This window comes from Brevundimonas lutea (assembly GCF_003704105.1).
GTDB lineage: Bacteria > Pseudomonadota > Alphaproteobacteria > Caulobacterales > Caulobacteraceae > Brevundimonas > Brevundimonas lutea.
This window is the reverse complement of record NZ_QUOQ01000003.1, coordinates 137325-161657: the sequence shown is the minus strand read 5'-3', so window position 1 is coordinate 161657 and position 24333 is coordinate 137325. Positions and strand designations below refer to the sequence as shown.

At 66.9% G+C, this 24333-nt stretch carries 22 protein-coding genes and 1 tRNA gene; 14 read left to right on the top strand and 9 right to left on the bottom strand.

Features of this window, described 5'->3' with window-relative positions; genetic code table 11:
* Positions 1-257: 257 nt before the first annotated feature.
* The gene (locus EES48_RS04780; RefSeq protein WP_122465253.1) at positions 258-2288 is read right to left on the bottom strand and encodes an ATP-binding protein; all 2031 of its coding nucleotides are present in this window, start codon (positions 2286-2288) and stop codon (positions 258-260) included.
* Between the two features lie 523 nt (positions 2289-2811).
* Positions 2812-3093 (bottom strand): hypothetical protein, encoded by a 282-nt coding sequence (locus EES48_RS04775; protein WP_162998017.1) that lies wholly within the window; start codon positions 3091-3093, stop codon positions 2812-2814.
* Between the two features lie 164 nt (positions 3094-3257).
* Between EES48_RS04775 and EES48_RS04770 the strand changes: the two genes are divergently transcribed.
* The 3 genes from EES48_RS04770 (at position 3258) to EES48_RS04760 (ending at position 5558) form a co-directional block, all read left to right on the top strand.
* A complete protein-coding gene (locus EES48_RS04770; RefSeq protein ID WP_122465251.1) occupies positions 3258-3983 on the top strand; it encodes a Crp/Fnr family transcriptional regulator in 726 nt (241 codons plus the stop codon).
* A gap of 233 nt (positions 3984-4216) precedes the next feature.
* Positions 4217-4675 carry an EAL domain-containing protein gene (locus EES48_RS04765; protein ID WP_122465250.1) on the top strand — a complete coding sequence of 153 codons (459 nt, stop codon included), beginning with the start codon at positions 4217-4219 and terminating at the stop codon, positions 4673-4675.
* 508 nt (positions 4676-5183) lie between these two features.
* On the top strand, positions 5184-5558 hold the full coding sequence (locus EES48_RS04760; RefSeq protein WP_122465249.1) for a DUF1275 family protein: 375 nt from the start codon (positions 5184-5186) through the stop codon (positions 5556-5558).
* A 188-nt stretch (positions 5559-5746) separates the two neighbouring features.
* On the opposite strand, the gene EES48_RS04755 is transcribed toward EES48_RS04760, so the two are convergent.
* From EES48_RS04755 to EES48_RS04745, 3 genes are read right to left on the bottom strand one after another with little or no spacing between them, the layout of a single operon-like run.
* Positions 5747-7261, bottom strand: a complete 1515-nt coding sequence (locus EES48_RS04755; RefSeq protein ID WP_122465248.1) for an acetyl-CoA hydrolase/transferase family protein — start codon at positions 7259-7261, stop codon at positions 5747-5749.
* Complete coding sequence (locus EES48_RS04750) at positions 7254-7958, bottom strand: DUF6544 family protein (RefSeq protein WP_338067368.1); 705 nt, start codon at positions 7956-7958, stop codon at positions 7254-7256. The genes EES48_RS04755 and EES48_RS04750 overlap by 8 nt, the downstream gene beginning before the upstream one ends.
* 37 nt (positions 7959-7995) lie before the next feature.
* Positions 7996-8829: a universal stress protein gene (locus EES48_RS04745; RefSeq protein WP_122465246.1), complete on the bottom strand. Its 834-nt coding sequence runs from the start codon at positions 8827-8829 to the stop codon at positions 7996-7998.
* A 114-nt stretch (positions 8830-8943) separates the two neighbouring features.
* On the opposite strand from EES48_RS04745, the gene EES48_RS04740 reads away from it, so the two are divergent.
* Positions 8944-9321, top strand: coding sequence for a c-type cytochrome (locus EES48_RS04740; RefSeq protein ID WP_162998015.1), 378 nt, complete (start codon positions 8944-8946; stop codon positions 9319-9321).
* A 95-nt stretch (positions 9322-9416) separates the two neighbouring features.
* Complete coding sequence (locus tag EES48_RS04735) at positions 9417-10178, top strand: cyclic nucleotide-binding domain-containing protein (protein WP_122465244.1); 762 nt, start codon at positions 9417-9419, stop codon at positions 10176-10178.
* Between the two features lie 34 nt (positions 10179-10212).
* On the opposite strand, the gene EES48_RS04730 is transcribed toward EES48_RS04735, so the two are convergent.
* Positions 10213-10530 (bottom strand): hypothetical protein, encoded by a 318-nt coding sequence (locus EES48_RS04730; protein ID WP_122465243.1) that lies wholly within the window; start codon positions 10528-10530, stop codon positions 10213-10215.
* Between the two features lie 170 nt (positions 10531-10700).
* Between EES48_RS04730 and EES48_RS04725 the strand changes: the two genes are divergently transcribed.
* From EES48_RS04725 to EES48_RS04715, 3 genes are read left to right on the top strand one after another with little or no spacing between them, the layout of a single operon-like run.
* The gene (locus EES48_RS04725) at positions 10701-11735 is read left to right on the top strand and encodes a sensor histidine kinase (RefSeq protein ID WP_240623223.1); all 1035 of its coding nucleotides are present in this window, start codon (positions 10701-10703) and stop codon (positions 11733-11735) included.
* 13 nt (positions 11736-11748) lie between these two features.
* Positions 11749-12468, top strand: a complete 720-nt coding sequence (locus tag EES48_RS04720) for an alternative oxidase (RefSeq protein WP_122465242.1) — start codon at positions 11749-11751, stop codon at positions 12466-12468.
* A gap of 11 nt (positions 12469-12479) precedes the next feature.
* On the top strand, positions 12480-13178 hold the full coding sequence (locus EES48_RS04715; RefSeq protein WP_122465241.1) for a VIT1/CCC1 transporter family protein: 699 nt from the start codon (positions 12480-12482) through the stop codon (positions 13176-13178).
* 936 nt (positions 13179-14114) lie between these two features.
* Here the strand turns inward: EES48_RS04715 and EES48_RS04710 are convergent.
* Positions 14115-14204: transfer RNA gene (locus EES48_RS04710), tRNA-Ser, on the bottom strand.
* A gap of 118 nt (positions 14205-14322) precedes the next feature.
* Here EES48_RS04710 and EES48_RS04705 point away from each other — a divergent pair.
* From EES48_RS04705 to EES48_RS04685, 5 genes are read left to right on the top strand one after another with little or no spacing between them, the layout of a single operon-like run.
* Entirely contained in the window at positions 14323-15126 is an 804-nt protein-coding gene (locus EES48_RS04705) for a septal ring lytic transglycosylase RlpA family protein (protein WP_122465240.1), read from the top strand.
* A 38-nt stretch (positions 15127-15164) separates the two neighbouring features.
* On the top strand, positions 15165-15800 hold the full coding sequence (tmk, locus tag EES48_RS04700; protein WP_122465239.1) for a dTMP kinase: 636 nt from the start codon (positions 15165-15167) through the stop codon (positions 15798-15800).
* Complete coding sequence (locus EES48_RS04695) at positions 15797-16789, top strand: DNA polymerase III subunit delta' (RefSeq protein ID WP_122465238.1); 993 nt, start codon at positions 15797-15799, stop codon at positions 16787-16789. Before tmk ends, EES48_RS04695 begins: the two co-directional genes overlap by 4 nt.
* A complete protein-coding gene (locus EES48_RS04690) occupies positions 16789-17571 on the top strand; it encodes a TatD family hydrolase (RefSeq protein ID WP_122465237.1) in 783 nt (260 codons plus the stop codon). Before EES48_RS04695 ends, EES48_RS04690 begins: the two co-directional genes overlap by 1 nt.
* Entirely contained in the window at positions 17568-18371 is an 804-nt protein-coding gene (locus tag EES48_RS04685; protein ID WP_122465236.1) for an MBL fold metallo-hydrolase, read from the top strand. The genes EES48_RS04690 and EES48_RS04685 overlap by 4 nt, the downstream gene beginning before the upstream one ends.
* A 37-nt stretch (positions 18372-18408) precedes the next feature.
* Here the strand turns inward: EES48_RS04685 and EES48_RS04680 are convergent, their stop codons facing one another.
* Entirely contained in the window at positions 18409-20952 is a 2544-nt protein-coding gene (locus tag EES48_RS04680) for a TonB-dependent receptor (RefSeq protein ID WP_122465235.1), read from the bottom strand.
* Between the two features lie 276 nt (positions 20953-21228).
* Between EES48_RS04680 and EES48_RS04675 the strand changes: the two genes are divergently transcribed.
* Positions 21229-21411, top strand: a complete 183-nt coding sequence (locus tag EES48_RS04675) for a DUF3606 domain-containing protein (RefSeq protein ID WP_122465234.1) — start codon at positions 21229-21231, stop codon at positions 21409-21411.
* A gap of 10 nt (positions 21412-21421) precedes the next feature.
* Here EES48_RS04675 and EES48_RS04670 read toward each other — a convergent pair whose 3' ends face one another.
* Positions 21422-24295 carry a M16 family metallopeptidase gene (locus tag EES48_RS04670; protein WP_122465233.1) on the bottom strand — a complete coding sequence of 958 codons (2874 nt, stop codon included), beginning with the start codon at positions 24293-24295 and terminating at the stop codon, positions 21422-21424.
* Between the last annotated feature and the right edge of the window lie 38 nt (positions 24296-24333).

Sequence of the window (24333 nt, the reverse complement as noted above, 5' to 3'; positions counted from 1 at the left end):
AAGCGACGGAGCGATCAACAATCGCGTCTTCGCCTCAATCTGCGGAGACCCGCAGCCTATGATCCCCCTCCACAAGAAGGACCGAGCGCATGAAGGAATCCAAGGGAAAGTCCAAGAAGGCCGGCCCGCCGAAACAGAACGCCTCCCAGCCGAGCCTCAAGACGCTGCCGTCCGGCCCTCCCGCGAAACCGAAGAAATAGCCTTCGGCCGGGCGGCGGGGCGTCGCCGCCGGGCGACGCGCCTATTGCGGGCCGGCGCTATCCGGCCTGGCGCACCGTCTCGACGCTCGGCGGTCCCGGGCGAAGAGAGGCGAGCGCATCGAACAGCGCCGATGGGCTGATTGGCTTGGGGAGGTGGAAGCCGGCGCCCGCGGCCAGGCTGGCCTCGACATGCTCCGGCAGGCTGTTGGCCGTCAGCATGATGATCGGTGTGGGCGCGCGGCCGTCGCGCGACTCAATCGCGCGAATGGCCCGGGTTGCGGTGACCCCGTCCATGACGGGCATCATCATGTCCATGAGAATGACGTCGAACGGCGCCGACTGGAAGGCGGCGACCGCCTGGGCGCCGTCCTCCACGCAGGTCGTCTCGGCCTCGATCGTCTGCAGGATGAGCTCGGCCACCCGGCGGTTGGTCGGATTGTCGTCCACCACGAGAACGCGGTCCAGGCCCGGCCCGGGTGACGGCGTCACCGTCGGCGCGGTCGTTGCGGCCGCGACCTCGCTGAGCGGTAGGGTGAACCAGAAGGTGGCGCCCCGGCCCGGGACGCTCTCGCAGTCCAGCACTCCGCCCATGGCTCCGACCAGCTCGCTGCAGATCGCCAGGCCGAGGCCCGAGCCGCCGAACCGGCGCGTGATGGCGCCGTCCGCCTGCTGAAACCGACCGAAGATCTTGTCGCGCTGGTCGGCGCTGAAGCCGATCCCCGTATCGCGAACCTCGAAGCGGTAGCTGTCGCCGCTGCGCGCGACGCGGATGGAGACGGCGCCGGTCTCGGTGAATTTCACCGCGTTGGCCACAAGATTGGTCAGCACCTGTTTCAGGCGCAGAGCGTCGGCGGCGACATGAACGCGGACGTCGTCGTCCAGGCTCAGGTTGAGCGCCACCCCCTTGGCTTCCGCAGCCAGGGCGGCGATCGCCGCGACGTCCTCGACCACGCCCGCCAGGGATGTCGGCGCGGGTGTAATCTCGAGCTCGCCGGCTTCGATCCGCGCCAGATCGAGGATGTCGCCGATGAGGCGGCCCAGCTGGTCGGAGGAGGATTTGATGATGGCGGTGAGATCGCGCTGGTGGTCGGACTGTGGGGTTTGCGACAGGAGATCGACGACCGCGACGACGCCGTTCAGGGGGGTGCGGAGCTCGTGGCTCATATTGGTCAGGAAGGTCGTCTTGGCCTGATTGGCGGCCTCGGCCTCGGCGATGGCGGCTCGTAGCGCCGAGGCCTGGGCGACCCGTTCGGAAATGTCGCGGATATGGGCGTGGATGTGCGGCACGCCGTGGACCTGGGCGACCGACATCCACAGCTCGATGTCGATGAACCCGCCGTCCGCGTGGCAGGCGCGCAGCTCGATCCGTCGCCCGACTCGCGCACCCCCGCGTTCTCTCCAGGCGTTCAGGCCCTGGCGATGGGCCGCTTTCTGCTCGGGCGGCACGATGATATCGATATTGTGGCCCAAGGCCTCGTCGGCCCTGCGGCCGAACAGCCGCTCGGCGCCGTCGGACCATTCGATGATGACACCGTGGTCGTCGCATTCGATCAGGGCGTCCGCGGAAGCGGTCAGCGCCGTGTGAAGCGCCTGTTCTCGATGCCTTGCGGCGAGATCCTCGCCGACGACCCTGGCCAGACGGCCGAGGGAGCGGGCGACGGCGGGATCGAAGTCCCGGGGTGATGGGTCGAAGACGCAGACCGTGCCGACCGCGTGTCCGTTCACCATCACCGGAGCGCCCGCGTAGAAACGCAGGTGTGGCGCGCTGGTCACCGACTTGAGCTTGCTGACGCGAAAATCCTCGCGGGCGTCCGCGATCCAGGTCGTCCGCTCCGCGTCGGCGATGACGTGGGTGCAGAAGGAGGACCACCGGCAGGCCTCCGCCGTGGGGTAGTCAGAGACGGCGCCGGAAAACCAGACCCGTTTCGCGTCCACCAGGGACACGAGCCCCCAGCGCGCTCCGGTGAGCTCGCGCGCCATCTCGGCGATCTCGTCGTGCTGGGGGGGGCGGCCATGGTCCAGGAGGCCGAACGAGCGAACCATGTCTATGCGGGCGGCTTCGCTTGTCAGGGTCGGCAAGGTGATCATCGGGGCATCCGCGGGGCGCCGCCGCGCGTGGCCCGGGGGCCCGGCGTTGCGACGGTCAAGGGTTGGCGGGAAGGGGGGGCGGGGAGCGGGGCGGCGAGACCGAACGGCGGAAGACGGCGTGAGATCGCGCCGGCCCTCGGCGTCTTGAGGCCGTGAGACCTGGCTGTCCACGAACCCTGTCGGGCCGGGTGTGGGGCGGGGGCACGCCGCCGGTGCGCGCCCAAGGGCCCGTCGGGAGGCGTGGCTGACGTCAGGGACGCCCGTCCCTGGGTCACAAATCCGGCGTCGCTTATCCGCGGCGGGACATCTCCAGAAGAGACAGCTCGCGCGTCGAGCGAAACGAGGGCGGTTTCGCTCATCTTGAAGATTCGACCCAATGACATGCAGCGGGAGAAGCCGAAGATCACACGTGACAGATTAACTTATGATGTAGACCAAGATTGATGAGGGCGTTTAACGGCTCGCGGTTTCGCGCTCATCGGGCCGGCGACGCGACGCGCCGTTCGGGCCGCATGGGGCCAGGTCAGACCCCGGACGCGTCGAGCCTCAGGCTGCGGCTGATCCCGGCCAGGATCGCGCCGGGTCCGCCCGGGTCCGCGGTCTCGTCGGGAGGTTCGGACCAGACGTCGGCCTCCGCCTCGGCGGCGATGTCGACGATCTCAAGGGCGTCGGCGACGGTGATCACCCTTTGTGCGATAAGGCCGTGCATAAGGCTTTCCACCAGAAGTATCGCCGCCTGGCCGTTGGCGTCCGGCGGCGTCGGCATGACGCCGTCGCCGTTTCGACCTGTGTTCTCGATAGACATCGCAATCTCCATACCCGCCATTCATCTCGACCATAACGTGATGATCGAAGCCTGCCGGGTTTGACGATCTAAGGGATGCAGGACGAGGAACCTCTTACCTACATCAACTTTGTATAATAACGAAGAGCAATATCTTAAACTGGCGTCGCGTGAGACCCTGTCCCATGAGCAATCGGTTTATCGATAAGCTGAAGGGATTCGCCAGCCTCACCGCGACGGAGAGCGCGGCCCTGGCGGCGCTGACGGCTACGCCCCGGCCCTATCCGGCGAAACACGACCTGATCCGGGAGGGCGATCGGCCCGGACCGGTCTTCGTGGTGCTCGACGGCTGGGCGTGTCGCTACAAGATCCTGCCCAACGGCTCGCGCCAGGTTCTCGCCTATCTGATGCCTGGCGATTCCTGCGATCTGCACATCGGCCTGCTGGCCGAGATGGATCACAGCATCCAGACCGTCACCCCGGCCGTGGTGGCGACGATCGAGCGCGCGGACATGGACGCCTTGATGGGCAGGCACCCCGGGATCGGCAAAGCCATGTATGTCGGCCAACTGATCGACGAAGGCACCATGCGGGCCTGGATCACCAGCATGGGCCGCAGGGCCTCCATCGAGCGCGTCGCCCATCTGATGTGCGAACTCTATCTGCGCGCCCGGAATATCGGCCTGACCCTCGAGCCGCGCCTGGCGCTGCCGCTGTCGCAGTCGATGCTAGCGGACTCGCTCGGCATGACGCCCGTGCACCTCAACCGCGTCATGAAGGAGCTGCGTGGAAGCGGCGCCATGACGCTCCAGCGCGGCAGTCTGATTATCGAGGATCCGGCCCGGCTGATACGCATCGCCGGTTTCGACGAGAACTATCTGCACCGGCGGCTTCGCACCGGGGTCCGGTGATTCCAGATGGGGGCGGACACCCGGCGACCTGTTGGCTGCGACCCGAGGCGTCGCTCTCGCTCCAAGGCGATGCCCGGCCGGCGAGGAAAGGGGTGATCGCACCGCCGGAGCGGACCTCAGCGTCAGTGGGTTCGAAGCGCCTCCCCGGCGGGCCGCATTCGTCGATCCAGGCGGAGCGGACGTTTGATCACGGCGGGGGACATCCATGCGACCCTGCGGGCCTCGCCGGGCTCATGTGCCGGCGACCTTATTCAGCGGCTGGCGGTCGATGTGTTCGGCAGAGCGCATTGAGATCGCGCGCCAGTTGGGGGCCGAACAGGCGCTCCGCCTATCGGGCCATGGGGTTTCGCACCGCCATCGACGATTTCGGGGCCGGGTTCGCCGGCCTTGGCCTCCTGACCAAGTTCCAGCCCGACATCGTCAAGCTGGACATGGACCTGATCCGCGGGATCGATCGGGACACCATCAAACAGGTGGTCGTGCGCAACACCCTGGAAATGTTGCGCGACCTGGGGATCCGGCCAGTTTGCGAAGGGGTGGAGACGGCCGACGAATACGCCGCGCTGGTCGATCTGGGCGTGGAGCTCATGCAGGGCTACCTGTTCGCGAAGCCCGCCCTGGCCCAGAGGCCGCAAGTGACTTGGCCGCAACTCGGGCGGGCCCGAGCGACCGGCGGCGCCGGGACCCGCTGAGAGCCTCCGATCTCCACTGCCTCGCGTCGCCCGCAACAGCCGGTCGATCCAAGACGGCCGGTGGGAAGGCTTACAAGCGAGCCGGAGACAGAGGGGCGTGCTCAGGCATACTCGTTATCGAAGCCCTTGAAGGTTCATCGAACCCGACGGACGCCAAGCGCGCGAACAGTTCACGGGGGCGGAGCTGGATCGCTGAATGGCGGAGCCCGGGGCGATCAGCTCACGTCATGCTTGGCGCGGAGACCTTGCGTAGGCCGGGTCCGAAGATCGTCCCCCGTGTTGGTCCGAATTCCGCCCACGATCCCTCGTCAGGTTCCCGTGCTGGTCAGACCGGCCGCGTACACAGTGGCGCCGGTGACCCGGCAAGGCGGATCCTGATGCAAACGAAGAGCGCGGCCGGCCGGACCGAGATGCGCCAAGATCGGTCATTCGAGCACAGGCTAAAACGCGACATTCAGAGACATCTTGAGACTTTTAGAGGGTCCGCTCGCTGGAGGGAGCAAACCTCATGAGCGGTAACACCACCCGCCGGGGCGTCAGTCTCGCTGGAGGCTCTCCGGATGCCGTCATCCCCGGCGGTCTGCTCGCGACCTTTGTCGTCGGCGTCATCCTCGGTTCGCTCACCGGCCATCTATCCGCGCCGCGGCGCCAACCCGCGGTCCTCGGTCGGGTCGCCCTGCTCCTGGCCTGCGCCGCCGCACTGAGCGCGGTCGATCGACCGCTGCTGGCGGCGATCGCCATGGCCCTGGCCATGGGAGCCGAGAATGCCGTGTTCGAGCTCAACGGTGAGGTCCGGATCGGCTTGACCTATATGACCGGCACCCTGGTCAAGCTAGGCCAGAGGATCACCGCCGCCCTGCTGGGCGGCGACCGGTTCGGCTGACTGCCCTATCTGTTCCGGTGGATGGGGCTGGCCGCGGGCGGGTTAGCGGGCGCCCTGACCTATGCCCGCCTTGGGGTCAGCGGGCTGTGGATCGCTACAGGCGTCGCCGGCGCGCTTGAGGTTGTGGCCGCCAGGATGTGGGGCCCGGCCGGCGTGAACCGGACTCCGACGCCGTTTGACGGCGTTGATCAGGCCGCCATGCTGCCTGTCCGGACGAACCGAGTGTGCCAGGACAGGGCCTCGTCTAGCAGCATCGGCGTCTGCAGGCCGTAGGATCCCTTGAGCGCGCGCTGATAATAGTCCTCCAGCATCGGGCGGAAGCTCGGATGGGCGCAGGTGTCGATGATGACGCGCGCCCGCTGCTTGGGCGACAGGCCGCGCAGGTCGGCCAGGCCCTGTTCGGTCACGATGACCTGGACGTCCTGGTTGATGTGATCGACGTGGGAGACGGCGGGCACCAGGGTCGAGATCTTGCCACCCTTGGCCGTGGAAGCGCTCATAAAGATGGAGATATAGGCGTTGCGCGCGAAATCTCCGGAGCCGCCGATCCCGTTCTGGATGCGCGATCCCATGACATGGGTCGAGTTCACATTGCCGTAGATGTCGGCCTCAATCATGCCGTTCATGGCGATGCAGCCCAGGCGCCGGATCACCTCGGGGTGGTTGCTGATCTCCTGCGGCCTGAGGATGATCCGGTCGCGGTATTCGCCCATGTTGTGATTGACCCGCTCGGTCAGCTCGGGGCTGAGGCTGAGCGCGGTCGAAGACGCGACGCGAAGCTTGCCGCTGTCCATCAGCGCCATCATCCCGTCCTGAATAACCTCGGTGTAGGCGGTCAGATCCTCGAACGGCGCGTCAATTAGGCCGGTCAGCACGGCGTTGGCCGTATTGCCGACGCCCGATTGGAGCGGCAGCAGCGACGGCGGCAGACGTCCTTTCGACACCTCGTGCTCGAGGAATTCCAGCAGATGTCCGGCGATGGCGAGGTCGTCCGCACCGGGCGCGGTGAAACCGGCGTTGCGGTCGGGCCTGTCGGTCTCGACGATGGCCACGATCTTGTTGGGGTCGCAGCGGAAGCAGGGCTCGCCGATGCGGTCCCCGGCCCGGATCAGCGGGATCGGCACCCGGTTCGGTGGCAGCGCCGTGCCATAGTAGATGTCGTGCATCCCCAGGAGCTCCGGGTTCTGCCACCGGTTGACCTCGAGGATCACCTGAGCGGCCCGATCCAACCAGGTCTTATTGTTGCCGACCGAGGAGGCCGGTATCAGCGCCCCGTCCTCGCGGATGCCGGTGACCTGGATGATGGCAGTGTCCAGCGGGCCGAGGAAACCCTGCCAAGCCACCGGGGCGACCTGGCTCAGATGCATGTCGAAATAGGCCATCTCGCCGCGATTGATCCGGTCGCGGCAGGTCGGATCGGAGTTGTAGGGCCGCCGGAACTCGATGCCGTCCGCCTTGGCCAGGGCTCCGTCTAGTTCCGGGCCGGTTGAGGCGCCCGTCCAGATCCGCAGTTTGAAGGGCCGGCCCGCCGCATGCTCCGCCTCGATCCGGGCCGCAAGCGCGAGCGGCACGGCCGTCGGATAACCCGAGGCGGTAAACCCGCTGAGACCGACCGTCGTGTTGGGCGCGATCAGCAGGGCGGCGTCCTCGGCCGACATGACCTTGGCGCGGTGTGAGGTGCTGGCGATGCGGTGGTCAGTCATGGTCTGATCTTTCCCAGGTCCTGATATGGCCCTGCCAATAGGTGAAAGCCCCGGCCGGCATTTCCCACGACACCTCGCCGAAGAACGGCAGCCAGACGCCGTCATGGAGCCGGTAGTGCGAGAAGGCGCCGCGCCAGGGCGCCGGCGCGGTGACGCCGTCGATCAGGGCCCCCCGGTCCGGCGCGAAAGCGCCCGCGATGCGCCCCTCCCTGTCCAGGTCGAGGGTGACCTCGGCCGCGCTCTCGCCCGAGCCCGCCCCGACCATCAGCCGGTCCGGCCCCTCCTCGCGCCAGCGCAGGCCGGTGTTGCGCAGAATGGCGTCCGGTGCCCAAGGCAGTTCCGCCAGATAACGCATCAGCTCGCCTCGGGTCAGCTGCGCCGTCGGCGCGGCATGGGCCAGCCGGACGATGCCGAGCGCCCGGACATCGAGGATGCCGGACCCGTCCACCAGGGCATCCCGCACCGACACCATGCCGAGCGGGCCGGTTCGCGCCTTCCAGTCGAAGGCGCAGCGGGCGACCGAGATCGTCTGACGCGCCGTGAACATTCCCCAGGCTGCCGCCGCCGACTGTCTCATTCGGCCGGTCTGAGTCAGGCGAACGGACGCTGGCCCCTTCGAGCGCGCACCGAGCCTGCGGGCCAAGTCGGCGACGCCGGACGGCAATCGCGCGGACAGGACGTCGTCTTGACCTGACATCAGTCCCGGCTCGTCCGAGGATTCCGGTTGAGCTCGATCAATGGCTCAGCAACAGACAGACCGGCGACCGGTCCAGCAGGCCACGAGTCACGCCGCCCACCACCCACTCGCGCAGACGGGCGTGGCCGTACCCCCCGGCGACGATGAGACCGGCTCGATGTTGCTTGGCGACCCCGATGATCTGGTCAGCCCTCGGACCGCCGTCGCCACTGATGACCTGAGCCGCGGCGATGACATCGTGCCGGCTGAGGAAGGATGCAACGTCCTCAACCCGCACCCACGCGTCATTGACTTGCCCAGGCGCGCAGACTTCGACCACATGCACGATGGATGAGGCCGCTAGCAGCGGCAGGGCCGATGCGACCGCGCGCTGCGCTTCCTGGCAATCCCTCCACGCGACAACGGCCGGAGCCCCGATCGGACTTCTTGCGGGTGCCGGCGGCACGATCAGGACCGGGCGACCGGCGGCCATCAGCACATCCGCAGGATCGGGAGAGCGCGTCGGCGCGCGAGCCGGATCGCGACGCCCGAGAACGGCAATGTCGGCGGCGCGCAAAGCGGCCACGACGAGATCCGAGGGATAGCCCGCCGCGCCGCGCCACTCGCCCTGATCGGCGTCGTCGCCCAACGCTGTCCGGAAGACGGTCTCGGCCCTCGCGAGATCGGCCTGGGCCATATCCCGGAACAGGCCGGCGGTCTCTCCCACCATGGCTCCGACGGCATACGGGTCTGCCTGCGGGCTGTCCGGCAGACTGCCAGCGATGCCGATCACCCGCGCCTTCGATAGCCCGGCGATTTCGCGGGCCAGGAGAATGCGTGCGAGGGCTTGGGGGCCCTCATCGACGTATACCAGCAGGCTGGCGAAGCGCATGGCGTCTGATCCCGTTCGCGACGATCAGACTCGCTCCCGACTATGCCCGCATTGATCCGGATCAACGATGTCGATCGGCGGTGATGGCAAACGGAGGGCTGATCGGGAACCTCCATGAAACACGTCGTCGTCATTGTCTGTGCTATCGCAGTGGGCAGTTGCGGAAGCCTTGAACCCACGCAGCCGACGCGGCCGGGCCTGTCAGACATTGTCAGCAGTATGCCATCCCCACAGCGCGGGACAGCCTACGCTCAGGCCAACTGCGCCAGCTGTCATGCGACTGGAAGCAGCGGCGAAAGCCCATTGCTTGTGGCTCCGCCGTTCAGGTCTCTAAGCCTGCGTTATCCGGTATCGGATCTGGCCGAAGCCTTCGCCGAGGGGATTATCACCGCTCATCCGGCGATGCCCGAATTCGAAATGACGCCGAGCGAGAACGCCGATCTGATTGCCTATCTCGAAAGCGTACAGTCGCCCACAGATCCGGGAACTTAGCCTATGTTGTTACGCAGCTCCGAAATCCATGATGTCGTTCGTAATCTCTTAGCAAACCAGCTAGGGATTGAGGGCTACAAAGCGTATAGTCACAAATGTTCGACACGCCCACGCTGCAGCTTAAGCCGCGATCACCTCCTCTTCCCGGGTGCGAGGAAAGGTCCAAACTGAGCGACTGCTCCAGTTGCGGCGCGCGCGCCCTGACCGTCTGCGGCGCGGTAGACGATCCCGACCTGCAACGCCTGAGCGACCTGGCCGAGGTCATCACCTTGAAGGCCGGCGCCGTGCTGGTGCGGGAAGGAGACCCGGCCCCGCATGTGTTCACCCTCACGTCGGGGTCGATCAGGGTCTATAAGCTGCTGCCCGACGGCCGCAGACAGATCACCGGCTTCCTGTTCGCCGGAGACTTTCTCGGGCTGGCAATCGGCGATGCGTATGTCTTCACGGCCGAAGCCATGGAGGCCTCGATCGTCTGCCGATTTCGCAAGGGTCCGTTTCGAGCGCTGATCGAGACCTCGTCGCCGCTCGAACATATGCTTCTGCACCGGACCATGCATGAACTGGCGGCTGCCCAGAACCAGATGCTGCTTCTCGGCCGCAAGACGGCGATCGAACGAATGGCCTATTTTCTGCTGGATCTTCCCGGTCACGATCCTGCACGCCCAATCGCGCCGGGACATGTCAGATTGCCGATGAAACGGGCTGAGATCGCCGATTACCTCGGTCTGACCATCGAGACCGTCAGCCGGGTCCTCACCCGCATGAAGGTCAAGGGCTTGATCTCGACGCCGTCGCTGAACGAACTCATCATCGAACGACCCGACCGGATGCGGCAGCACGCCCTGGGCGAAGTCTAACGACCGCCCCCCCTCCGGGCCGGTCGTCCAGACCCTAGGACTGGGCCAGTCGCGTCAGGGCGAATGTGGCCAGCAGCGCGGCAATCAGGCTGAACAGGACGCTGGAGCCGACATTAGCGGCGTTTGGATGATCGCGTACGGCCGCGGATAGGTGGCGCCGCGTGGTCGCGGCGGCCCGCTTGCCGTCCTGGCGCAAGTGATCGGCCATGTGGCTCAGGTCATGCGTCGATCTGGCGACGGCACTTGGCCCTTTCGAGCCGGGACCGTTCGAGGCGGCCCCGACGTCAGGCGCCAGCGCATTGGTCACGTCGTGCATATCGTTGGGCAGAGGCTCGGAAGTGGATCGGGTCATGGGGGCTCTTTCAGGTGACGAGATGATCCAACCTCATGATCCGGCTGGGGTCTGTGATCTGGATCAAGGCGATGCATCGGGGCAGGCCCTACGCATCTGGCACTGCCGAGGATCCGGGCCCGCCGGGCTTGGCGTCGGCAGCCGGTCTCTTGGAGGCCCAAGAAATGACCATGAACGCCCTCGCGCCACCTTCGGACATCGCCACCAACCTTGCGCTGTCCCTTATCGCGGCCTCTGTCGCACCTGTCCTCCTGCTGGACGAGGAGCTGACAATCGTGGCCGCGAGCGTGTCGTTCCGTGACGCCTTCAACGTGGGTTTCGACGACATTCCGGGTGCAAGGCTGGCCGATCTCGGTGATGGGGAATGGAACACGCCTCAGCTCTGGTCCCTGCTCAAGGCCACGGCCTATGGGCAGGCTTCGATCACAGCCTATGAGATGGAGCTTCAGTCAGCTGAAGGCCCCAAATACCTCGTGCTGAATGCTCAGAGGCTGGACAGCGGGATCGGCCAAGGGATCCGGCTGCTGCTCTCGATCCAGGACGTCACTGAGATGCGTGCAAGCGATCGGGAGAAGGACGCCCTGGTCCGCGACAAGGCCATCCTGGTGCAGGAGATGCAGCACCGCATCGCCAACAGCCTGCAGATCATCGCCAGTGTCCTGATGCAGAGCGTGCGCAAGGTCGGCGCGGACGAAAGCCGCGATCATCTGCTCGACGCGCACCAGCGGATCATGTCGGTCGCAGCTGTCCAGCGTCAGCTCACCAAGTCCACGCTCGGCGATGTAGAACTACGTGGCTACTTTGCTGACCTGTGTCGCAGCATCGGCGACTCGATGATCCGGGACCACAACCGGCTGAGGCTGACCGCGTCTGTCGATGACAGCGTCGCCAACTCCGGCAAGGCCGTCAGTCTGGGCCTGATCGTGACCGAACTGGTGATCAACGCCCTCAAACACGCCTTTCCCAAGGATCGTGAGGGGCAGATCACGGTCGATTACCGGGCTATCGGCCCAGGCTGGGTGCTGACCGTCTGCGACGATGGTGTCGGCATGCCCAGAGGCGCCGGCAGCCCCAAGCCCGGGCTTGGAACCGGGATCATCACGGCCCTGGCCACTCAGCTCGGCGCGGTCATTCAGATCGTCGACGCCAAACCCGGCGTGCGGGCCTCGATCACCTGTGATCCATCACTCGCTCATTCGTCCTGAAAGGACATCCACCTTGGTCAACTCGATCCTGTCCCCTGGCGACAAGGCCCTCGCTGAAGAACGCGAGGCGCAGCCCGCCATCCACCACCCGGCGCGCGGCTTCTCCGACCGGTTCGCCCTTGGCTTCACCAAACTCCTGAGATTCTCGGCCGACACATTCTTCGCTAAACGCTACGGCCACCGCGCGATCGTGCTTGAAACCGTGGCGGCCGTTCCGGGCATGGTCGGCGCCACCATCCAGCACCTGACCTGCCTGCGCCGCATGAAGGACGATGACGGCTGGATCCGCACCCTGATGGAGGAGGCGGAGAACGAGCGCATGCACCTGATGACCTTCATCGAGGTGGCCAAGCCGACCTATTTTGAGCGACTGGTGATCCAGCTCGCCCAGGGCATCTTCTACATCATCTTCTTCCTGCTCTACCTGGTGTCATCACGCACCGCGCACAGGCTCGTCGGTTATTTCGAGGAAGAGGCCGTCATCAGCTACACCCTGTATCTGAAGGAGATTGACGAGGGCCGATCGCCGAATGTGCCGGCCCCGGCAATCGCCATCCACTATTGGAATCTACCGGCGGACGCGACGCTGCGTGACGTGGTTCTGGTGGTGCGGGCCGACGAGGCCCATCACCGGGATGTCAACCACGGCTTTGCCAGCAGCCTCGGTGGCACGCCGGTCGAGCGCTCTGCCGCGGCTCCTTATCCGCCGCACGCGGCTGAGCTCCGCGCCTAGGAGATCGCTCGATGTCCAGCCGCCTGCATGCCGAGCGCCATCTTGTGGGGCGCGTGGGCTGGCTGCGGGCGGCCGTCCTCGGCGCGAACGACGGCATCGTCTCGACCGCGAGCCTGATCGTCGGTGTCGCCGCCGCGGAGGTAGGCCGCAGCGGCATCCTCATCGCCGGGGTCGCCGGTCTGGTCGCGGGGGCCATGTCGATGGCGGCCGGGGAGTATGTGTCCGTCAGCTCGCAGGCCGACGCGGAGAAGGCCGACCTAGACCGGGAACGCGCCGAGCTGGCAGCCTCACCAGAGGGAGAGTTGAGGGAGCTGGCAGGCTTGTTCGTGGCGCGCGGTCTGACGCCGGCTCTGGCCCATGACGTCGCCACACTGCTAACCGCGGCCGACGCCCTGAGCGCCCATGCACGCGAGGAACTGGGCATCTCGTCACTCACCACCGCCCGCCCCATCCAGGCGGCCCTGGCATCGGCGGCGGCTTTCTCGATCGGGGCGGCGGTGCCGCTTCTGGTGGCTGTCGCGGTGCCGGCGTCGGCAACGGTTTTCGCGGTTACAGCCGCCGCAGTTCTCAGCCTGGGGATCCTGGGCGCCGTCGGGGCGACGGTGGGCGGGGCCAGACCATGGACGCCTGTCCTACGCGTTACCCTGTGGGGCGTGGTGGCCATGGCGATCACGGCCGGTATCGGCCGCCTGTTCGGCGCTGTCTTATGAAGGCACTGCATGATGCCAGTGCCGTCGGGGCGATCGGTCGCGAGCATTTCGCCCTCATTGGCGCTGGGCACGTCGGCGCGCCGACGGCTTATTCCCGAATAGTCAGTTCGAACGTCGATCAAAGAGGCACCGCACCTAAAGCCGCAAAAGGGCTCGACGCGAACTCTCAACGGGCTGCCTAAAGCGGACGATCAAGCCATGGCGTGCACCAAAACGTCCGGCACGTTATAACGTATCGTCAACTGGTGGCGCTCATTTTTTGGACCTCTGCCGGCCAGAGCCTCTAGCGTCACGACCTCAGCCGCATCCGCTCCTTCCAAGCCCTGGAGTTGTGGATTCTCTCGATGGGATTGCGTTTGGGTTGGCGCTCTTGCGGTTCCGGCCGGCGCTCTATAGCCGGCGCCGCGGGCGCGCCAGCTTGATGTCCGTGCCGGATCTGTAAAAGAATTTCCGGAAGGCTCGGAGCCGCAAGAATCCTCTCAATCGTCTCATCGTCATAGTCATCCGCGCTTGCCTCGTCCTCTGGTGGACAGGCGAGAGCATTGAGCAGCTCGAACGGGTCAAGGGGTTTATTCATAGTAGTTCTCCATGATTCGACCACCGTGATCATGTTAAATTATGGTAAAAAATGTCCCAGCACATTTCTCCTCTGTTTGTGATCTGCCAGCCCATCACGAATTCTGGTTTTCAACATGGGGTGCAGGTGACAGAGAGCTGTGGTCTGTCACTTCAGGCGGAAATGTCACCCCCAATCGCGCGCAAGTCGGGGGTTTCGCGTGGATTTTCTTCCACGTTTTCAACGCCCGTAATGCATTCTTCCCAAGACGCTGGGCAAACAGGTCGCGTCACTTGGCGCATCAATGGGTGCGCGGCGAAACACCATTTTGTCCTGAGCGCACACCTTTGGGGAGGCGCCAAATACGTTACAAATGAGGGTGGCGGACAGGGTGGGATTCGAACCCACGGTGGGCTTCCACCCACGGCGGTTTTCAAGACCGCTGCCTTAAACCACTCGGCCACCTGTCCTCGACCGCGCATCTAGCGGGGAAGTGAAGCGCGCGGAAGGGGCGGGATGGTCAAGCGGGATTAACCAAAGCTGAAATCCTCGCGGGCATGCTGGCCGCCATCCGTTGAGGAGCGTCCGATGCCGACCGCCTTTCGACCGCCGCTGGTCGCCGCCTTGGCCCTGGCGAGCCTGACCGCGGCCTGCGCCTCAGGCGGCCGAGGGGGCGGAGCGTCCTTGCCCGTGGTTAGTGATCCGGCGCCCATCGTGTCCGGGACCATGCGGCCGTACCGGATCGCCGGGCGACTGTACCAGCCCGCCGAGGACCCCGACTATGAGGAGGTCGGCATGGCCTCCTGGTACGGCGGCCAGCATCACGGGCGGGCCACCGCCTCGGGCGAGCGGTTCGACATGAACGCCCTGTCGGCGGCCCACAAGACCCTGCCCCTGCCGGGTCTGGTCGAGGTCACCAATCTGGAGACGGGGCGCAGCGCCGTGGTGCGGCTGAACGACCGGGGCCCGTTCTCGGATGGTCGGATCATCGACCTGTCGCGCGCCGCCGCCGAGGAGATCGGCATGCTGGCGGCCGGAGTGGCGCGGGTGCGGGTGCGTTATCTGGGTCCGGCGCCGCGCCAGGGTGGGGCTGGCCCGGTGCGCCAAGCGGGACATCAAGCGGCGCGCTCCGATCCGCCTCGTCGCGGGCGCGGCGATGACGCCATCTGGGTACAGGCCGGCTCGTTCAGCGAGCGTGACAACGCCCGCCGCGCGGCCGAGCGTCTGGGCGGCGACGCACGGGTCGACGATGTCCGCAGCGGCGGCCGACGCCTCTATCGTGTTCTCGTCGGGCCGTGGAGCGACGCCAACGCCGCCGAGCGCCGTCGCATGGCCGTGGTGGCCGAGGGCTTTTCGGACGCCATGCTGATCTCGAGCGATTCTGGCGCCTGAAGGCTTGCCTTGAGGCCGCCGGGCGTCATCTTGGCGGCGTGACTCGCGGGCGTTTCATCACTTTCGAAGGCGGGGAGGGGACGGGTAAGTCCACCCAGGCCCGCCGCCTGGCCGACGCCCTGCGGGCGGATGGGCGCGAGGTCGTGCTGACTCGCGAGCCTGGCGGATCGCCGGGCGCCGAGGCGGTGCGCGATCTGGTCGTCAACGGCGACAAGGACCGCTGGTCGCCGGTCGCCGAGACCCTGCTGATGTACGCCGCCCGCGCCGATCACCTGGACCGCATCATTCGGCCGGCCCTGGCGCGCGGCGCCTGGGTGGTGTGCGACCGATTTTCCGACTCAACCCGCGCCTATCAGGGCCTAGCGGGGGGCGCGGCGCCGGAGTTGATCGAGGCCATCGACGCCGCCGTCGTGGGCCCCGACCGGCCGGATCTGACCCTGATCTTCGACCTGCCGCCCGAGACAGGGCTTGAACGGGCGGCGGCTCGAGGCGGCGAGGCGCGGTTCGAGGCCAAGGGCGCGGACTATCATCGGAAACTGGCAAACGCCTTCCGCACGCTGGCGGGGCGCGGCGAGGGGCGAGTGCTGATCGACGCCTCGGGCGCGCCCGATGAGGTCGCCGCGCGGGTCGACGCGGCGTTGCGCCAGGCCCTGCCGCTGGAGGCGGGCGCGTGAGCGAGCATCCGCGGGACGCCTTCGACACGGTTCCGGCCCCGGGGGCCGAGGCGGCCTTCCTCGACGCGCTGGATCGCGGGCGGCTGCACCACGCCTGGCTGCTGACCGGGGCGCAGGGGCGGGGCAAGGCGACCTTCGCCTTTCGCGCCGCCCGTCGTTTGCTGGGCGCACGGCCGGACCCCCAGCGCGGGCCCTTGGGCGCGCGCCCCGACGATCCGGTCAGCCGCCTGGTCACCGCTCAGTCCCATCCCGACCTGATGGTGCTGGAGCGCGCCATCGAGGGCGGCAAGCTCAAGAAGTCCATCTCGGTCGACCAAGCGCGCGAGCTGCCGGAGTTCTTCTCCATGAGCCCATCGGTGGCGGCCTGGCGGGTGGCCATCGTCGACGCCGCCGATGACCTGAACCCAAACGCCGCCAATGCCTTGCTGAAAATCCTTGAAGAGCCACCGGAGAAGGGCGTGGTGTTTTTGGTGTCGCACGCGCCCGGACGCCTGCTGCCGACCATCCGCTCGCGCTGCCGTCGCCTGGCCTTTCCGGCGTGGACGGAGGATCGGCTGTTTGACCTGGTCCGCGATCGGTTGGGCGCCACAGAGGAGGCGGCCCGAGCAGCCGCCGCCATGGCGCAGGGGTCGCCCGGTCAGGCTCTGGCGCTCGCCGGCGCGGCGGCGTCCGAGCTGGACCAGCTTGCGCGGCGCTGGATCGCCGAAGGTCCGCGCGACGCAGCGGAGACGATCAGCCTGGCCGACAGTTTCCGCAAGGGTGACGGCGCCCAGCGCTTCGACATGCTGTTCGACCGGCTGCGAGCCGCCGCGCGCGAGCAGGCGGTGACGGCGGGGCAGGGGGGCGTGCGCTGGGCCGAGCTGTGGTCGCGACTGGGCGAGCTGCCCGATCAGGTGGCCGGGCTCAATCTCGACCGCGGGGAGGCCCTGGCCGTGGCCGTAAGCGAGATCGAGCGGGCGCGCCGCCAGTCGGGACGGGCCGCCGCCTAATGTTGATCGACAGCCACGTCAATCTTCACGCGCCCCAGTTCGACGAGGACCGCGACGCCGTCATCGCTCGCGCCCGCGAGGCGGGGATCGGGCTGATGGTCGAGATCTCCGACCGGCTGTCGACCTTCGAGGCCACCCATGCCCTGGCCATGGCGCATCCGGACATCTGGTGCACCGTGGGCGTCCATCCGCACGAGGCGCGGCATTACACCGATCTGACGCCTGATCGGTTGCTCGAACTGGCGCAGCGCCCTCGCGTGGTCGGCATCGGTGAGTGTGGGCTGGATTTCCACTACGACCTCAGCCCCCGCGACACCCAGGCCGAGGTGTTCCGCGCCCATATCCATGCGGCCCGTCAGAGCGGGCTGCCGCTGGTCGTGCACACGCGTGAAGCCGATGACGTCATGACCGCCACCCTGCGCGAAGAGACGGCGGATGGGCCGTTCCGGTTCTTGATGCACTGCTATACGTCGGGTGCTCAACTTGCGGAAATAGCGGCCGATTTTGGCGCCTGGTTCTCGGTTTCCGGCATCGCTACCTTCAAGGCGGCCGAGGATGTGCGCGAGCGCGTCCGCGCCATGCCGCCCGAACGCATCATCGTCGAGACCGACTGCCCCTATCTGGCCCCCGTGCCGCACCGGGGCCGGCGCAACGAGCCGGCCTATGTCACCCATGTGCTGGACGCCCTGGCCCAGATCCGGGGCTGGAGCCGCGACGAGACGGAGGCCCGCACCACGGAGGCCTTCTTCGCCCTGTTCGACCGTATCGAGCGGCCGGCATGAGCGGCGAGCTGGAGATCACCATCCTCGGCTGCGGCTCGTCAGGCGGCGTGCCGCGCGGAGACGGCGACTGGGGCGACTGCGATCCGACCGAGCCCCGAAACCGCCGTACCCGCTGCTCGCTGCTGGCACGCCGGCGCGGGGAGGGGGGCCAGACCACGGTCGTGATCGACACATCGCCGGACCTGCGCGCCCAGTTGCTGGCGGCGGAGGTCACCGCCCTGGATGCGGTGCTCTACACCCACGACCACGCCGATCAGACCCACGGCATCGACGACCTGCGCGTCTTCGCCCTGCGGCGGCGGGAGAAGATCCCGTGCTGGATGGACGCGGCCACGCACGCCGCCCTCACGCACCGCTTCGACTACATCTTCGCGCCGAAACTGGGTTATCCCGCGATTTGCGAGCCTGTGGATATCCCGCCCTTCGGCGCCGCGTCCGAGGTGCGAGGCCTGGGCGGCGCCATTCCGATCACCACCTACGATCAGGCCCACGGGCCCATCCGCGCTGTCGGATACCGTCTAGGAAATGTCAGCTATTCCAGTGATGTATCAGACATTGATGAGGCAGCATTGGAAGTCGTGCGCGGCTCGGCTGTGTGGATCGTCGACGCCCTGCGCTGGACGCCGCACCCGACCCACGCCCATGTGGACAAGGCTCTGGACTGGATCGCGCGCGCCGGCGTCGGCCGCGCCATCCTGACCAACCTGCATATCGACCTGGACTACGCCACCCTGAAGGCGCGCCTGCCCGAGGGCGTCGAGCCCGCCCATGACGGCATGACCTTCACCGTTCCGATGTAGCGGGGAGGGGCGACCCGAACGGCCGCCCCAAACCGGATCAGAACCGGCCCTTCAGGCCCACGGCGAAAGTGCGGCCGTATTCCTCGAACTGGAAGGTGTAGCGCTCCTCGCCCTGATAGAGCTCCAGAGGATCGTTCAGCAGGTTCTGGGCCTCGAAAAGCACCTCGACCGCCGGGGTGATCCGGTAGGACGCGGTAAAATCCAGCTGCTGGCTGTCCCGGACGAACAGGTCGAAGTTCTTGTCGTCGCCGATCTCCTCCAGATACTCGCCGCGGAAGGCGTAGCTGAGCCGACCCGAGAAGCCGCCGCGCTCATAGCCGACGTAGAGGTTGGCGGTCTCTTCGGCGGTCTGGGGCAGGGAGAAGGTGTCCGAACGGCCGTCCACAGTGAATTCGGAGTCCAACAAGGTCAGATTGGCGCCGACCAGCAGGCCCTGCATGGCGCCCGACCAGACGCCCAGGTCCTGCTGGACATTGAACTCGAGACCCCGGATCGACGCCTCGGTTCCGTTGACCGGGCGGGTCACGTCGAAGCCCGGGAACTCCGCGTCGTCCTGGAAGGTGCGCTCGACGATGAAGCCGTCGATGTCTTTCGAGAAGACGCCGAAGGACACGACCGAGCCGCTGCCGGCGTACCAGTCGATCATCAGGTCCAGATTGGCTGACTCATAGGGGTCCAGCTCCGGATTGCCGGCCTCGATCTCCAGGTCCTCAGTGTTGATCTCTGCGCGTGGCGAGATGTCCGAAAAGCTGGGCCGGGCGATGGTGTTCGACCAGGCCGCGCGGATCACCAGATCGGGCGTGGGCTCGTAGCGCACATGCACGCCCGGCAGCACATTGGTGTAGTCGGTGCTGACCGAGCGCGACGACAGGCTGAGATCGCCGTTGTCGTCGAAGGTCAGCTGATTGCCGTCGGCGTCGAACCGGGTGTTCTCGACCCGGGCGCCGGCGATCACCCGCCAAGGACCGTTGTCCCAGGTGCCCATCAGATAACCGGCGGTGACGTCTTCGGTCGCCTGAAAGTCCTCGGCGTCCAGCAGCACCAGGTTCTCGGCCGCGTCCTGGGGGCGCTCGGCGAAGCCGCCCTGATTGAAGAAGTCGACGAAGGCGCCGCTGGAAATGCCGTCGCCCAGCGGATGGAAGGGATAGTTGAAACCCGAACCCGTGAATTGGTCCAGGCGCGCGTCAGGCACGTCCCGCAGCTCGGCCTCGCCGGGATCGGAGTCCTTGTCCTTGGTCCGGTAATCCAGGCCGGCCTTGATCGTCAGGCCCGGCATGAAGGCGTCGGCTCGGGTGACGTCCAGGGTCAGGTTGGTGTCGTTGTCGTCGACGAAGATCGGCGCGATCACCGCCCGGTCCAGTACATAGTTGGCGTTGTCGAGGTAGCCGGGGTTGTCGATGGTGAAGCTGGGGATGCCGCGCCCGTAGGTCACATTCGCCGTGCCGCCCGAGACGTCGTTCTCGAACCGGCCCTCGACCTCGTCGGCGACGTTCTCGTCGGTGATGGAGTGGCCCAGCTGGTATTCGACGGTCCACAGGCCGCGCACGTGCTCGCCGCCGGCGGACAGGGCGAAGGTTTCCTGCTCCTTGGTGCGGAAGCGGATGCGGCGGCGGAAGGCGTCCTCGGGGATGTCGGACCAAGTGACGGTGTCGCCCTCGACCGCCGTCACCTCGCCATCGGCGAACACGAAGCCGCTGCGCTGGCGTGTCTCGGCGTCCTTGAAGCGGCTGAACAGGCCGTTGGCGTAGAAGGTGTCCTCGCCAGACGGCCGGTATTCCAGGTTCAGATTGGCCCCGAAGCGCTCGCGGTTCACGAAATACTTCCGGGCGTCGATTTCCTCGATGACGAAGACGTCGTCGCCCAGATCGTCGTTGAAATCGTAGACCGCCTCGATGTTGTCCGACTGGAAGTTCCGGTCGACGAAGTTCACGCCGGCCGAGACGCCGAAGTCAGGCGCGCCGCCGCTCAGCGAGAATACGTCGCTGAAGTTGAGCCGCAGATCGGGGCTCCAGTCCTCGCTGAGCTCGGCGTAGGAACCCTCGACACGATAACGGAAATTCTGGCGGCGGCTCTCGTCGAACGGCGAGCCTGAGCGCACGTCGATGGCGCCGCCGACGGCGTCACCCGGCATGTCGGGAGTAGGGACCTTGACGATTTCCAAGAGGTCGATCGAGCCCGCAGGGATGACGTCCAGCGGCACGGCGCGGTCGCCGGCCTCGGGCGTGCCGATGCGCATGCCATTGATGGTCACGGTCGACAGGCCGGGCGGCACGCCGCGCACGCTGACGAACCGACCTTCGCCCTGGTCGCGGGTGATCGACACGCCCGGCAGGCGCGACAGGCTTTCGGCCACGTTCTGATCGACGAACTGGCCGACGTCGTCGGCGGCCACATAGTTGGCGATGGCGTCCGAGCGACGGTAGTTGGCCAGCGCGTCTTCCTGGGCGATCCGCTGCGACTGGACGACGATCTCGTCCAGAACCGTGACGTCGTCCTGTTGCGGCTGTGCCAGCGCGGGCGTGGCCACGGCGGTCAGTAGCGCGATGGCGGAGGTGGAGGCGAGCGCGCGGCGAGCGGTCATGATGTCGATCCCTCGACGCGACCCTCCGAATCCGGAGCGTTTCCAGCGCGTCGTGAGCCCGCCTATGAAGCCGCTGCATGACAGCTTGGCTGTGGTTCCTTGTCAGAATGACGAAACGACCGTCTGCGGTCACTGTGTCGCGGATAGCGTTGTGATCCGAGCACACTGAACGTCACATTTCGCATAATATATCTTAGGCGCATTGTGGATCATGCGAACCGGCTTCTCCCGAGCCGCGCCAGCCTGCTACCCTTCCGACCTCAGAGAGGATCGAAAATGGCGGGTCTCAAGGACAAGCGCGGCTTCATCGACAAGGACCGGCTGGACCTGTCCGAGCGCAAGGCCGTGGAATACTGGATGAAGCGCTGGGGCGTCAGTCGCGACCAGATCACCGCCGCCCACCGCAAGGTCGGCCGCCTGACCAAGGACATCGCGGCCGAGCTGGGCAAGAAGCGCTAAACGGCGGCGCCTATTCCTCGGCCGCCTCGACCCGCTCATTGACCAGCACCGGCGCGCCGTAGCCCAAGGCCTCGAGACGCCCCGCCTGGGTCGCGGCGTCCCCGACCACGACATAGGTCATGGCGTCGGTGCGGATCAGCCGGCTCGCCAGCGCCTGGATCTGCTCCACGGTCATCGCCTCGGTGACCGCCTGTTCGCGGGCCACATAATCGCGCGGCAGGCCATAGTCGCCAATATTGGCCAAGAGGCCCAGCTTGGCGCCGGCCGTCTCGAACGACCGCGCGCGGCTCTTGGTCATGTAGCTCTGCGTTACGTCGAGATCCTCGGCCGTGAAGGTCGCGCCAAAGTCGCGGGCGATGTCGCGGGTCAGGGCCGCGGCCTCCAGCGTCACATTGGCCCGCACCGGGCTGGCGATGCTGAACGTCCCGAAGTCATCACCGCCCGCGAAGCCCGAACGGATTCCGTAGGTATAGCCCTGCCCCTCGCGCAGTTGCTGGGTCAGGCGAGACGCGAAACCGCCACCGCCCAGCCGGTAGTTCATCATGGTGGCCGGATAATAGTCCGGATCGGCTCGCGTCAGAGCCGGATAGCCGAACATCAGCACCGACTGGCTGGCTCCCGGCACATCGTAGAAGACCACACGCGACGCCTCGGGCGCGGCCGGACGCGGCCATTCCGGAACCTCGACCTCGCGCGCCTGCCAGCGCGTGCCCAGCCCCTGTAGAGCCGCCGTGACCGTGGCCTGATCGACGTCGCCGACCACGCGAACGCGGGCGATGTTCGGCGCCAGGTTCGTGCTCATGTATCGCTTGAGGTCGTCCATGGTCAGGGCGGCCACCGAGGCCTCCGTGCCCAGGGCGCTGTCAGCCAGGATGTGGTCCTCGCCGTAGGTGACCAGGTCGAACACCCGCGCGGCCCGCAGCATCGGCACGGCGCGCTGGCTCTGGATCGCGGAGGTGGTGGCCGCCTTGGCCAGAGCCAGTTCGGTCTCGTCCCAGCGCGGCTCCAGCAGCACCTCTTCGACCAGGGCCATCGTCGGCGCGAAATTGCGCGCCAGGGTCCGGCCGGAAATGACGAACCGCTCGTCCTCGGCCCGGATGTTCAGGGTCGCGCCCAGCGACTTCAGGGCGTTCTCCAGCTCGGCCGGCGTTTTGTCGGCCGTGCCCTTGTCCATCAGCTGCGCCAGCAGATTGGCCGCGCCGGGTCGCTCCGGATCGTCGAACAGGCGGCCACCGTCGATGGTGATCTCGAAACTGGCCAGAGGAACCTCGTCGTCCTGGATGCCCATCACGGTCAGGCCGTTCGGCAGGCTGGCGTCCCAGATGGCCGGAACCTCGACCACCGGCGTGGCGCCGGACGGCGGCTCCTGGGTGCGGTCGAAGCTGGAAGGCGTGCGGGCCACCTGGGCCCCCTGCCCCGCCGCGGGATCGACCGCCGCCTCCGCCCCCTGGACGATCGGCTCGATCACAACCTCGGCCTGGGTCGAGCCCTCCAGGGCCAGGGCCAATTGCCCCTGCGGCACGAAGCTGGTCGCCACGTGCGGGCGATCCTTGATGTAGGTGCGGTAGACCCGCATCACGTCCTCGGCGGTGACGGCGCGCAGGGCCGCCAACTCCGCGTCTGCCGAGCCGCCGAACAGGTCGTAGCGTGCCAGGCTCGACGCCTTCTGCAACACGCTGCCGAGGCGGCCGTAGAAATTCGCCTCGTTCATGGTCTTGATGCGCGCCAGGGCCTCGGCGTCGACACCGTCCCGCTCGAACCGGGCGAAGCCAGCATCCAGCGCGGCGCGCACCGTGTCCAGATCGACTCCTTCGAAGCCGCGCACCACGACATAGGCCTCGCCGGCCAGGCGGCCGTTGTCGGAATAGGCGATGACCTCGTCGGTCAGCTTCTCCTCGTCCACGAGCACGGCCGTCAGCGGCGATTCCTTGCCGTCCGTCAGCAGCTCCTGCAGCACATCCAGCGCCTGCTCGTCCGGGTGCATCCGCGGCACGGTCGGCCACACCAGGGTCAGTTCTGGCAGCTGGGCGAACTGGTCCTCGTGGAACAGGCTTATGGTGTCCGACAGCTGGGCCGGCCGGGGCTCAGGCTCGGCCACAGGCGATCCTGCAGGGATCTCGGCGAAGTATTTCTCGACCCAGGCTCGCGCCTGCGCGGTATCGAAGTCGCCGGCGACGACCAGGGTGGCGTTGCCGGGCGTGTAATGCTGCCGATAGAAGCCGCGCACGTCCTCAAGCGTCGCCGCATCCAGATCGGCCAATGAGCCGATCACCGACCAACTGTACGGATGGTCGGCGGGATAGAGCGCGCCGGGGATCACCGTGTGGGTGTGGCCATAGGGCTGGGTGTCGACCGACTGCCGCTTCTCGTTCTTCACGACCTGCTTCTCCTTGGCGAGAACAGGGTCAGTGACGGTGTTGATGAAATAGCCCAGCTTGTCCGCCTCGGCCCAGATCATCTTCTCCAGGGCGTCGTTGGGCACGGTCTGGAGATAGTCGGTGATGTCGCGGCTGGTCGAGCCGTTGGCGCCTGAGCCGCCGATCCGGGCGCTCATGGCGTCCAGCCCGCCGGGACCCAGGTTCTCTGAATTCAGAAAGAACAGATGCTCGAACAGGTGGGCGAAGCCGGTGCGCCCCGGCAGTTCGCTGGCCGATCCCACATGCGCCGCCAGCACAACGGCGACCACGGGGTCGGAGCGGTCGATGTGGAACACCACCTTGAGGCCGTTCTCCAGCCGGAACTCCTCGACCGGCATCAGGCTCTCGGTTGAGGCCGACGCGGCCGGGACAGCCCCCTGCCCGGCTTGCTGAGCCACCACCGGCGCAGCGATCGACATCAGAGCGACGGCCGACAGACCGGCCAGCAGTGTGGATTTTAGGCGCATGGATCAGTTTCCCTCGAGGCCGGACACGCTAGCGGGGG